Here is an 11,864-nt window from a genome sequence, read left to right as displayed (position 1 = left end):
TTACTTCTGTGATATTAATTCTCTTTGTCATTAAATATAAAGAGCATGATATAAAAATAACTTTAAGGATTAAAAATGAACAAGCTTACTCTTATCGTTCCCGCATTACTTATACTTTCAGGGTGCAAAAGCACAGATATAAGCCGTGCGGTAAAAGACGGAATTAATGGTGCAATAAATAGTGCTTCGAGCACTACAAATCAAGCTATTATGCCATCTAGTTCAAAAACTTATACAACAACAGAAGAAAAAATCTACACTTACAAAGCAGAAAAAGAATCAAGAGATTTTGGTAATATTTCCCTAGCTAAAACCGCTGTAAATCCTACAAAACAAACTAGAGTTCTAATTAACCAGTGTTTACACCCTCGGGTTGGTGAAGTTAAATGCGAAGCTTATATGCATGAAATTAGCCCTGAAGGCTGGATAGTCGATTCACAGAATAATAAAATATACCTTGAAAAACGTTCAAGGTATAACGATAAGGTCGTACCGGCAGGTAATTATTATATGAAAGTAAAAACAAAGGGCGTAGCTAAAGAGAGCTATGCTGTTGGTGATATCACAATTATGCCATTCGTTACAAACTATGTTGATATAACATTTGAATAAAAACAAATATAAAAAAAGCAAACCCGAAGGTTTGCTTTTGACTCCATTCTAACAAAAGCATTATTTACACTTTTAAATAATCCATAATCCCTTCTGCAGCGTTACGCCCCTCAAATATAGCGGTGACCACTAAGTCTGAACCACGAACAATATCGCCACCAGCAAATATTTTAGGATTAGTGGTTTGATGTGTAAATTCACCTTGCTCGGGTGCATTAATACCACCCCAGTGGTTAATTTCTACGTCGTACTGCTCTAACCAATCCAATTTATGTGGCTTAAAACCAAATGCCATAATCACTTGTGTGGCTTCAATAATATGCTCTGAACCCGGTACTTCCTCAGCGCGACGGCGGCCGTTTTCATCGGCCTCGCCAAGCTGAGTTTTTACCATTTGAACACCGGCTACAGCGCCTTTTTCATCAAGTACAATCCCTTTAGGCTGAACGTTATAAGTAAAAATTACGCCCTCTTCTTTGGCATTTTTTACTTCGCGTTTTGAACCAGGCATGTTCTCTTCATCACGACGATAAGCACACGTTACTTTTAACGCGTTATGACGAATGGAGGTACGCACACAGTCCATTGCTGTATCACCACCACCTAGTACCACTACTTTTTGGTTTGCCATATCAATGCAAGCTTGTTTAGACTCATCGTAACCCATAACACGATTAGTGTTACCAATTAAAAATGGCAGGGCATCATGCACCCCCGGTGCATCTTCGTTCTCAAGCCCCGCTCGCATACTCTGATAAGTCCCCACGCCCAAAAATACAGCGTCATACTCATTAAGTATTTCATCCATGCTAATGTCTTTACCTACTTCGACATTAAGCTTGAATTCAACACCCATTTCGGTAAATATTTCACGACGTTTTTGCATGACTTCTTTTTCTAATTTAAAAGAAGGAATACCAAAGGTTAACAGCCCACCAATTTCAGGGTGACGGTCAAATACCACAGGCTTTACGCCATTACGCACTAAGATATCTGCACAGCCCAGGCCCGCAGGCCCTGCGCCAATAATGGCAACTTTTTTATCAGTCCATGTCACATAGGACATGTCTGGTTTCCAGCCCATTTTAAACGCGGTGTCGGTGATGTATTTTTCAATATTACCGATTGTTACTGCACCAAACTCTTCATCTAATGTACATGAGCCTTCGCATAAGCGGTCTTGCGGGCATACTCGTCCACACACTTCTGGCAAACTGTTAGTACGGTGCGATAGCTCAGCGGCCTCTAAAATACGCCCTGTACGGATCAGTTTTAACCATTGTGGAATATAGTTATGTACTGGACATTTCCACTCACAATAAGGGTTACCACAATCAAGGCAACGATCCGCTTGTGAATTAACCTGATTTTCTGAAAAGGGTTCATAAATTTCTACGAACGATTTTTTACGCGACGAGATTGGTTTTTTGCGTGGGTCTACACGCTGCACGTCTATAAATTGATATACATTTTCGCTCATACTGCCCCCTTATTGCGCCTGAACACGTAGTTCGGCGCTACTGCGAGCGCGGTGCCCGAGTAAACTTTTTACGTCACTTGATTTAGGTTTTACTAATTTGAACATCGGTAAATAAAGTTCAAAGTTAGCTAAAATAGTTTCTGCTCTGCATGAGCCTGTTAGCTCTAAATGATCAGCAATTAAGCCGCGTAAATGCTCTTGATGTGAACTCAAATCATCTAAAGTAACCACTTCAACCAACTCTGGGTTAATGCGTTTCTCAAAATCACCTCGTTCATCTAAAATGTAAGCGAAACCACCGGTCATACCTGCACCAAAGTTCACTCCTACATTACCAAGTACACACACAACGCCACCGGTCATGTATTCACAACCGTTATCACCTACGCCCTCAACAACGGCTTGCACGCCTGAGTTACGTACAGCAAAACGCTCGCCTGCACATCCTGCTGCAAACAATTTACCGCCGGTTGCACCATATAAACAGGTATTACCAATAATTGTTGCTTTATGACTTTCAAATGACGAACCCAGTGGTGGGCGAATAACTAGCTTACCGCCGGCCATGCCTTTACCAACGTAATCGTTAGCATCGCCAACCAAAGTCATTTCAAGACCACCAGCATTCCATACACCGAATGACTGACCAGCTGTACCATGTAATTCAATAACTACTGGATCTGCGGCCATGCCTTGATTACCGTGTTTATCAGCAATATAACCAGAGAGCATAGCGCCAACCGATCTATCGGTATTACAAATACGACTTACTAATGAAATGCCGCTTGAGTTATCTATTGCCTCTTGTGCCTTGCCCAGTAAGCTCTCATTTAACTCACCTAAATAATGCGAGCTATTTGGTGCACTGCAAAACAAAGTTTCACCTGTTGGGTTATTTGGCTGAGCGATAACCGCTGATAAATCTATTTTTTGCAGCTTCGCTGTTTTGCCTTCAATGGCTTCGAGTAAGTCTAAGCGACCAATTAAATCGGTTAGGTTTGCAACCCCTAAACTTGCCATAATTTCGCGCGCTTCTTGAGCAATAAACTTAAAGTAGTTCATCGCCATTTCTGGCAGGCCATGATAATGCTTTTGACGTAATGTTTCGTCTTGTGTTGCCACACCTGTCGCACAGTTATTTAAGTGACAGATTCGTAAGTATTTACAGCCTAATGCCACCATAGGCCCTGTGCCAAAACCAAAACTTTCGGCGCCTAAAATGGCCGCTTTGATGATATCAAGGCCCGTTTTTAAACCACCATCTGTTTGCAGGCGAATGCGATGGCGAAGGCCATTTTCTACCAAGGCTTGCTGTGTTTCAGCAAGTCCCAACTCCCATGGGCTGCCAGCGTATTTAACCGAGGTTAATGGACTTGCACCTGTGCCACCATCATAGCCTGAAATAGTAATTAAGTCGGCATACGCTTTCGCTACACCGGTTGCAATTGTGCCAACACCCGGTTCAGATACCAGTTTTACAGAAATCAATGCATTCGGGTTTACTTGTTTTAAGTCAAAAATCAGCTGGGCTAAATCTTCGATAGAATAAATATCGTGATGCGGCGGAGGTGAAATAAGTGTCACACCCGGTACCGAGTAACGAAGCTTGGCAATATAGGGAGTGACTTTTTCACCTGGTAGTTGTCCGCCTTCCCCTGGTTTAGCGCCTTGTGCCACTTTTATTTGAATAACATCAGCGCTACGTAAATAATGGGGCGTTACACCAAATCGACCCGAGGCTACTTGTTTAATACGTGAATTTTTTTCTGTACCGTAACGCAGCTTATCTTCGCCACCTTCACCAGAATTTGAGCAGCCACCTAAACGATTCATGGCAATTGCGAGTGCTTCATGCGCTTCTGGCGATAATGCACCAATACTCATGGCCGCTGAGTCAAACCGTTTATAAAGCTCAGTGGCAGGCTCTACCTCATCAATGCTTATACCCTTTTCTGGCAGCTTTAATGTCAACATATCGCGCAGAGTCGCAACTGGACGGTGATTAACTAGCTTTGCGTATTCGCTGTAATCACTGTACTCGCCGCTACGTACTGCTTTTTGTAACGTTTGAATCACATCAGGATTGTAAGCATGGTACTCGCCGCCGTGAACGTATTTAAACAAGCCACCATGGCTTAATAATTTACGTTTACTAAGCGCCAGTTTATGCAAGCTTTGCTGATCGTCATCAAAGTCGCTAAAACATGCCCCTTTAATACGACTCGCCACGCCTTTAAAACACATCTCAACAATAGCGTCCGATAGACCAACCGCTTCAAACAACATTGAACAACGATATGAAGCCACGGTACTAATGCCCATTTTAGACATGATTTTGTACAAGCCTTTATTAATTGCTTGACGATAAGCCAGTGTAACTTCACTGTATGACTTATTAATTACCTTGGTATCGCTCATAGCCACAAGTGACTCGTACGCTAAATACGGGTAAATTGCGGTTGCACCAAATCCAAGTAGTACCGCAAATTGATGCGCATCGCGAACGCTGCCAGTTTCAATAATAATATTTGACTCACAGCGTAAGTTATTATCTACCAAGCGTTTTTGTACCGCACCCACCGCCATAGCAGCAGGAATAGGTAATTGATTGTCATCAAAGTTACGATCCGTTAATACCAGCATAATGCAGCCAGATGCGGCTTTTGCTTGTGCTTCATCACAGATGCGCTTTACCGCATTCTCAAGGCCTTCTTCTACGGTATAAGTAATATCAATCTTACAATAGCTGTAGTGCGCTTCATCGGCGTTAAGTAGCTGCTGCATATCAGCGTACATTAAAATAGGCGTATCAAATTGCAGGCGTTTAGCGTGCCCTGTTGTTTCATTAAATACGTTTTGCTCACTGCCAATACACGTTGCCAACGACATTACATGGTTTTCACGTAACGGATCAATTGGCGGATTAGTAACCTGAGCAAACTTTTGACGGAAATAATCATAAAGTGAACGGTGCCCTTCGCTCAGTACGGCAAACGGCGTATCGTCACCCATTGAGCCAGTGGCTTCTTGCCCATTTTCACCCATGACACGAATGACGCTGTCTAGCTCTTCGTTAGTATAGCCAAACATCTTTTGGTATTTGACAAGGGTTTCATCATCAAATGAGCGATTGCCCGCATCTTGCTCGGTAAGTGCTTCAAAAGGCGTTAATCGTTTAACGTTTTCTTCTAACCACGACTTATAAGGGTGGCGTGATTTTAAATCTTGGTCAATTTCATCTGAATGCCAAATTTTGCCTAATTTAGTATCAATAACGAGGAGTTCGCCCGGGCCAACACGTCCTTTTTCGACCACTTCGTCAGCGGTGTAATCCCATATCCCAACTTCAGAGGCTAAAGTAATAAAGCCATCTTGAGTAATGATATAGCGCGCAGGGCGCAGGCCATTACGGTCTAAGTTACAGGCAGCAAAACGCCCATCCGACATAACAATCCCTGCAGGGCCATCCCACGGTTCCATATGCATAGAATTAAAATCATAGAATGCGCGAAGGTCGTCATCCATAGCACGGTTTTTTTGCCATGCTGGCGGTACCAGCATACGCATCGCACGGAATAAATCCATACCACCGGCTAAAAACAGCTCTAGCATATTATCGAGGCTAGATGAGTCAGACCCTGTTTCATTAACAAACGGCGCTGCGCTTTGTAAATCAGGAATAAGCGGCGAAGCAAATTTATAAGAGCGTGCACGGGCCCACTGACGGTTACCTTCAATAGTATTAATTTCACCATTGTGCGCTAAATAACGAAATGGTTGCGCTAAAGGCCAGCGAGGCTGTGTGTTTGTAGAGAAGCGTTGATGAAAAACACAAATAGCACTGGTCATGCGAATATCAGCAAGATCGAGATAAAAATTTGGCAAGTCAGCAGGCATCATTAAGCCTTTATAGATGGTGACTAGCCCAGATAAGCTCGCAATATAAAATGATTCATCATCCATCAAGCGCTTTTCTGCACGACGACGTGCAACATATAAACGTCGCTCTAAATCTTTAGAACGCCAGCCTTCAGGCGCACTAATAAAAATTTGTTCAAACCCAGGCAATTGCTTTAGGGCTATAGGTCCTAACATTGATGGATCGGTAGGGACAACACGCCAACCTAAAATATTAAGCGTTTCTTTTTCTAGTTCTTCGCTTAAAACATCTTTAGCTGCTTGTGCTAATACCGGATCAGCATTGAGGAAAATCATCCCAACGGCGTAATTTTTACCTAAATGCCAATTATTTTCAGCAGCAATAGCACGAAAGAAGCTGTCTGGTTTTTGAAGTAACAAGCCACAACCATCGCCCGTTTTACCATCAGCAGATATACCGCCGCGGTGCTGCATGCGATCTAAACCGGTGATCGCCGTACGGATGAGTCGGTGACTCGCTTTGTTATTAACTTGGGCTATTAAGCCAAAGCCACAATTATCTTTTTCTAGTTTTGAGTCATATAACATGGACCCCTCCCCTTGCTGCACTGTTAACGTGGATGAACGGCTCGACGATTTGCTAACAGACGATCAAAATTAGCGTTATTCCTAAACTGAGTCAATATCTTTCTGAATATATATTCATTATATTGAATATATTTCAACTTCATTAAAAATCATAAAACAATGCTAAATATTAACATTTGAGTAGATATTGGATCGAAAACTTTAATGACACCGGTGTTATTTTTAATAACTTGTAAATAAAGCCTCCTCACAATAAGCAGTTTACGTAAACGTAAACGAGCCACAATGTGAATAACTATTCACCGAATGTCATTCAATCATTTTTGCTTTATTCGTAATACATCTAAACATGACATTTAATTACATCGACTTTTATTAGCACATAGTTTATTCAATGAATTTGCACGTTAGTCTTATGCTATGCATTAATTATCAACTTTCTTTGCTTTACGTTGAGGTAATCTCACCCCGCAGCGGACACTTTTTATGTCCGCGGACATATAAAAATAAAAAGTAATTAAATTCAAAAAGATAAAAAATGGAGCGCTATTCGAGTATCGCATAACTATATTAATTTTGAGGGCATTTAATGTTTACTATTGGCTTATTTTTAATTTCACCAATTATTCTGTTTATTGCCTCGCTAATGATTACTGTGTTTGAAAAACACTAAGCAAAGAGAACAAATAATGATTAAAGACACTAGCGGGCAAGACATGCAAATCTCACGACCTATAAATTTTAAAAAAACATATGGCTGTTTATATTTATTGTGGGCTTAGTTGCTCTATGTGTATATGCATTATTAAATACTGATCAAGAAGGTACTATCTCGGTTGATAGAGTAAGCCTACAAATAGCCACAGAGGTGCGCCAATCGCTAATACGCGATGCTGCAGCCAGCGGTAAAATTGTGGCCGCCAGAGCACCAAAAGTTTACAGCCCTGAACGAGGCTTTGTTTCATTGAAGGTAAATGCTGGTGACTCAGTAAAACTGAATGATGTAATAGCCATGGTTGAGAGCCCCAAGTTCACAAACGAATTAAAGCAGCAACACTATTTTAGCTCGTCTTGAAGGCGAGCTACGATTTTTATTAGCCGATGAACCAACTGGTAATCTCGACAGCCTTATGGCTCGTCAAATAATGGAGCTGCTTGAACAAATAAATCGTGATGGCGCAACCATTGTCATGGTTACCCATGATGCAGAACTTGCTCGGCGTGCCCCTCGAAACATTCAAGTTGTAGACGGTCAACTTGCTGATTTCACCTTGTACCAAGGTGCACAAAACCTTAAAAAACGAGTTCGTTCAAGGCTATGGTTGGGTTTGCTAAACTTCCACCACCTATAATAACGACGGTTGACTGGCATTCATTACTCGACCAATTACAAAGCCAATGGCAATTTAATTTCGACCTTCAAAAAGACATCACTACACAAGCCGATCAAACCCAAATAGAACAATTGCTCATTAACCTGTTGAATAATGCACATGAATCAGAGTCGCTAGCAGAGCATATTAGTTTAAAAGTAACACAAGATAGTCTCGGCACTCATATTAATGTGAGCGACAAAGGAAAAGGCATGAGTGAAACAGTTATGGCTAGTGCGCTTATCCCTTTTTGTTCTACCAAGGTGGCAGGAAGTAGATTAGGTTTGGCACTGTGTCGAGAAATTATTGAAGCCCACCATGGGCAAATTAGCCTACACAATCGGGACGTCGGCGGGATCAGTGTTTTTGTAAGTTTACCTTGAGAGTTGTTTAGCTTTAAGGCTGAAAACTCATCCAATTTAGAAATGATACAATCGCGTTCTGAAGTTTATGACCTAGGGGGCTAAGTAAAAACCGCGAAAAGCTGCCTACTCATTCGGTACTGTCATCGTATAAGCAACTATGAGTAAATACTTTATAGACATAAAAAAAGCTGCAAATTGCAGCTTTTTTTTACCTAAACGCTTATTCAGCGTCTGCAGGTTTATGCTTTGCAGCTGTTTCAGTGATCAGTGGTTGTAATTCACCACGTTGAAACATTTCAATGATAATGTCACAGCCACCAATTAACTCGCCTTCAACCCAAAGTTGCGGGAAGGTAGGCCAGTTAGCGTAAGCAGGAAGCTCTGCACGAATGTCTGGATTAAGTAAAATATCCACATATGCAAACGGTTCACCGCACGACATTAATGCTTGTGATGCTTGTGAAGAAAAACCACAATTAGGCAGTTTTGGTGATCCTTTCATGTATAAGATGATTGGGTTTTCAGCAATTTGCTGTTTAATTTTATCGATGGTTTCCATTTACAACCTCAAAATGACGATAGCGAACACATTAGGCCTTGAAAAAGTTTCACTGTGGCCTCAGATATATAGATTAACATAGGCAATTAAAGCCTCAATCTTAAATAGCTTTAGCAAGAGCATTGCTGTTTGCTAAAACTTGAGTAAAATACTCAACAATTATAGTAACACTATATTCCTGTTTGGTATAGATAAGTGCCCTGTTTGCGCAGGCATTACGTATTACTAAATAGACTATCAACCAAAAGAAGATGGAGATAAAAAATGGCATTTGAACTACCGTCACTACCGTATGCAATTGATGCACTTGAGCCACATATTTCACAAGAAACGTTAGAGTTTCACCATGGTAAACACCACAACACTTATGTGACTAAACTTAACGGTTTGATCCCAGGCACTGAGTTTGAAGGTAAATCACTTGAAGAGATCGTATGTTCTTCAGAAGGCGGTGTATTTAACAACGCTGCTCAAATCTGGAACCACACTTTCTACTGGAACAGCCTATCTCCAAATGGCGGTGGCGCTCCAACAGGTGCAATTGCTGATGCAATTAACGCTAAATGGGGCTCATTTGACGCATTTAAAGACGCGTTAAACGACAAAGCAGTAAATAACTTTGGTTCAAGCTGGACGTGGTTAGTTAAACTAGCAGATGGTTCACTAGACATCGTTAATACATCTAACGCTGCAACACCATTAACAGATGCAGGTGTTACACCAATCCTAACCGTGGATTTATGGGAACACGCATACTACATTGATTACCGTAACGTGCGTCCAGATTACCTTAAAGGTTTCTGGTCACTCGTTAACTGGGAATTCGCGAACGCTAACTTCGCATAATTAGTTTTAAACTAATCTTTAAAAGACGCTTAGGCGTCTTTTTTTATGTCCGCTACTTTATTTGATTAAGGTTATACGTAGGTTGTTTTCTAAAAGTGCATCATGATCATTTTTCATATAAATTTTTAATTTTATTGCACAAAAATTTAAATTCGTGACTAGACTTTAAATGGTGAATACATTTTCCAAGTAGGTTTCGGAGGTCATTATGACTATTTTTGATCACTACCAAGCACGTTATGAATCAACACAAGAAGAAGAGTACAGTGTTGCTGAGTTTCTAGAAATTTGTAAAACCGATAAGTCTGCTTATGCCAGTGCTCCTGAAAGATTACTGATGGCCATTGGCGAGCCTAAAATGGTAGATACCGCTACCGATACTCGTTTAAGTCGCTTATTTTCGAACCGTGTTGTTGCACGTTACCCTGCATTTGCCGATTTTTATGGTATGGAAGACGCCATTGAGCAAATTGTTTCTTATCTAAAACACGCCGCGCAAGGATTAGAAGAGTGTAAACAAGTGCTTTACTTGCTTGGTCCGGTAGGTGGCGGTAAGTCATCGATTGCTGAAAAGTTAAAGTATTTAATGCAACAAGTGCCTATTTATGCAATTAAGGGCTCCCCGGTTAATGACCATCCGCTGTCATTATTTGATCCCGTTGAAGATGCCAGCCTACTCGAAAAGGAATATGGAATTAAGTCTCGTTACCTCAAAACGGTAATGTCGCCATGGGCCGCAAAACGTTTACAAGAATTTAATGGTGATATTAGTCAATTTAGAGTGGTTAAACGCTTCCCATCAATTTTAAATCAAGTTGCGATTGCTAAAACAGAGCCCGGAGATGAAAACAATCAAGATATTTCTGCTCTTGTCGGTAAGGTCGATATTCGCCAACTTGAACACTTTGCACAAAATGATCCTGATGCTTATGCCTATTCAGGCGCATTATGTTTAGCCAACCAAGGCTTAATGGAATTTGTGGAAATGTTTAAAGCCCCCATAAAAGTGTTACACCCACTGCTAACAGCCACACAAGAAGGTAACTATAACGGCACAGAAGGCATAAGCGCCCTGCCATTTAACGGCATGATACTCGCCCACTCTAATGAATCAGAATGGCAAACCTTTAAAAACAATAAAAACAACGAAGCCTTTTTAGACCGTGTTTATATTGTTAAGGTCCCTTATTGCTTACGAGTGACCGAAGAAATTAAAATTTACGATAAGCTGATTGAACACAGTGAGCTTTACAACGCCCCCTGTGCGCCAGGTACACTTAAAATTTTAGCCCAATTTACCACTCTTTCGCGCTTAAAAGAGCCGGAAAACTCAAGCATTTACTCTAAAATGCGAGTTTACGATGGTGAAACCCTTAAAGACACCGACCCAAAAGCGAAGTCGTATCAAGAGTATCGTGATTACGCTGGTGTTGATGAGGGCATGACCGGCCTTTCAACCCGTTTTGCGTTTAAGATTTTATCGCGAGTATTCAACTTTGACACCACCGAAGTGGCCGCCAACCCTGTGCATTTGTTTTATGTGCTTGAGCAGCAAATTGAGCGTGAACAATTTAGTGCCGAGGTTGAAGAACGTTATTTAAGCTTTTTAAAAGGCTATTTAATTCCACAATATGTTGAGTTTATAGGTAAAGAGCTACAAACCGCGTACTTAGAGTCATATTCAGAATATGGCCAAAATATTTTTGACCGCTACGTTATTTATGCTGATTTTTGGATTCAAGATCAAGAATACCGCGACCCTGATACAGGGCAATTATTTGACCGTGATGCACTCAACGCTGAGCTTGAAAAAATAGAAAAGCCTGCAGGTATTTCAAACCCTAAAGATTTTAGAAATGAAATTGTTAACTTTGTGCTGCGTGCTCGCGCTCATAACAATGGCAAAAATCCGCTGTGGACGAGTTATGAAAAACTACGCACGGTTATTGAGAAAAAAATGTTCTCAAACACGGAAGACTTACTCCCTGTTATTTCATTTAATGCAAAAACATCAGCTGAAGATCAGCAAAAGCATGAGGACTTTGTTAATCGTATGGTTGAAAAAGGCTACACGCAAAAACAAGTGCGCTTGCTATCTGAGTGGTATTTACGGGTTAGAAAATCGCAATAACCTTCATAATTGCAGTTTTTAGGAGGTCATT

8 protein-coding genes and 1 pseudogene are annotated in these 11,864 nt (G+C 41.0%); 6 read left to right on the top strand and 3 right to left on the bottom strand.

The genetic code is table 11. The features are described 5' to 3' along the window. The first annotated feature begins 75 nt into the window (after positions 1 to 75). The gene (locus LOC50_RS05370; protein ID WP_250653748.1) at positions 76 to 612 is read left to right on the top strand and encodes a hypothetical protein; all 537 of its coding nucleotides are present in this window, start codon (positions 76 to 78) and stop codon (positions 610 to 612) included. A gap of 64 nt (positions 613 to 676) precedes the next feature. On the opposite strand, the gene LOC50_RS05365 is transcribed toward LOC50_RS05370, so the two are convergent. Then, a complete protein-coding gene (locus LOC50_RS05365; protein WP_076922467.1) occupies positions 677 to 2,092 on the bottom strand; it encodes a glutamate synthase small subunit GltD family protein in 1,416 nt (471 codons plus the stop codon). Between the two features lie 9 nt (positions 2,093 to 2,101). Beyond that, positions 2,102 to 6,559, bottom strand: coding sequence for a glutamate synthase large subunit (gltB, locus tag LOC50_RS05360; RefSeq protein ID WP_250653747.1), 4,458 nt, complete (start codon positions 6,557 to 6,559; stop codon positions 2,102 to 2,104). A 772-nt stretch (positions 6,560 to 7,331) separates the two neighbouring features. On the opposite strand from gltB, the gene LOC50_RS05355 reads away from it, so the two are divergent. The 3 genes and pseudogenes from LOC50_RS05355 (at position 7,332) to LOC50_RS05345 (ending at position 8,315) form a co-directional block, all read left to right on the top strand. Continuing rightward, on the top strand, positions 7,332 to 7,634 hold the full coding sequence (locus tag LOC50_RS05355; protein WP_036982358.1) for a hypothetical protein: 303 nt from the start codon (positions 7,332 to 7,334) through the stop codon (positions 7,632 to 7,634). Then, positions 7,618 to 7,911: pseudogene (locus LOC50_RS05350) on the top strand (hypothetical protein); the annotation flags it as partial. The gene LOC50_RS05355 and the pseudogene LOC50_RS05350, both read left to right, overlap by 17 nt. After that, the gene (locus LOC50_RS05345) at positions 7,878 to 8,315 is read left to right on the top strand and encodes an ATP-binding protein (RefSeq protein WP_502934581.1); all 438 of its coding nucleotides are present in this window, start codon (positions 7,878 to 7,880) and stop codon (positions 8,313 to 8,315) included. The pseudogene LOC50_RS05350 and the gene LOC50_RS05345, both read left to right, overlap by 34 nt. Before the next feature lie 202 nt (positions 8,316 to 8,517). Here the strand turns inward: LOC50_RS05345 and LOC50_RS05340 are convergent, their stop codons facing one another. Beyond that, entirely contained in the window at positions 8,518 to 8,856 is a 339-nt protein-coding gene (locus LOC50_RS05340; protein ID WP_008113155.1) for a Grx4 family monothiol glutaredoxin, read from the bottom strand. Between the two features lie 264 nt (positions 8,857 to 9,120). On the opposite strand from LOC50_RS05340, the gene LOC50_RS05335 reads away from it, so the two are divergent. Continuing rightward, entirely contained in the window at positions 9,121 to 9,702 is a 582-nt protein-coding gene (locus LOC50_RS05335) for a superoxide dismutase (RefSeq protein WP_010388603.1), read from the top strand. Between the two features lie 208 nt (positions 9,703 to 9,910). Then, positions 9,911 to 11,833, top strand: a complete 1,923-nt coding sequence (locus LOC50_RS05330; protein WP_013465180.1) for a PrkA family serine protein kinase — start codon at positions 9,911 to 9,913, stop codon at positions 11,831 to 11,833. The last annotated feature ends 31 nt before the right edge of the window (positions 11,834 to 11,864 follow it).

This window comes from Pseudoalteromonas sp. SCSIO 43095 (assembly GCF_023650455.1).
Lineage (GTDB): Bacteria > Pseudomonadota > Gammaproteobacteria > Enterobacterales > Alteromonadaceae > Pseudoalteromonas > Pseudoalteromonas tetraodonis.
The sequence above is the reverse complement of the archived record's forward strand: the minus strand, read 5'-3'. Positions and strand labels throughout refer to the sequence as shown.

Excerpts from the sequence above, each read along its gene's own strand:
- LOC50_RS05370 (WP_250653748.1), top strand. The coding sequence starts at position 76 with ATGAACAAGCTTACTCTTATCGTTCCCGCATTACTTATACTTTCAGGG.
- LOC50_RS05365 (WP_076922467.1), bottom strand. The coding sequence starts at position 2,092 with ATGAGCGAAAATGTATATCAATTTATAGACGTGCAGCGTGTAGACCCA.
- gltB (WP_250653747.1), bottom strand. The coding sequence starts at position 6,559 with ATGTTATATGACTCAAAACTAGAAAAAGATAATTGTGGCTTTGGCTTA.
- LOC50_RS05345 (WP_502934581.1), top strand. The coding sequence starts at position 7,878 with ATGGTTGGGTTTGCTAAACTTCCACCACCTATAATAACGACGGTTGAC.
- LOC50_RS05340 (WP_008113155.1), bottom strand. The coding sequence starts at position 8,856 with ATGGAAACCATCGATAAAATTAAACAGCAAATTGCTGAAAACCCAATC.
- LOC50_RS05335 (WP_010388603.1), top strand. The coding sequence starts at position 9,121 with ATGGCATTTGAACTACCGTCACTACCGTATGCAATTGATGCACTTGAG.
- LOC50_RS05330 (WP_013465180.1), top strand. The coding sequence starts at position 9,911 with ATGACTATTTTTGATCACTACCAAGCACGTTATGAATCAACACAAGAA.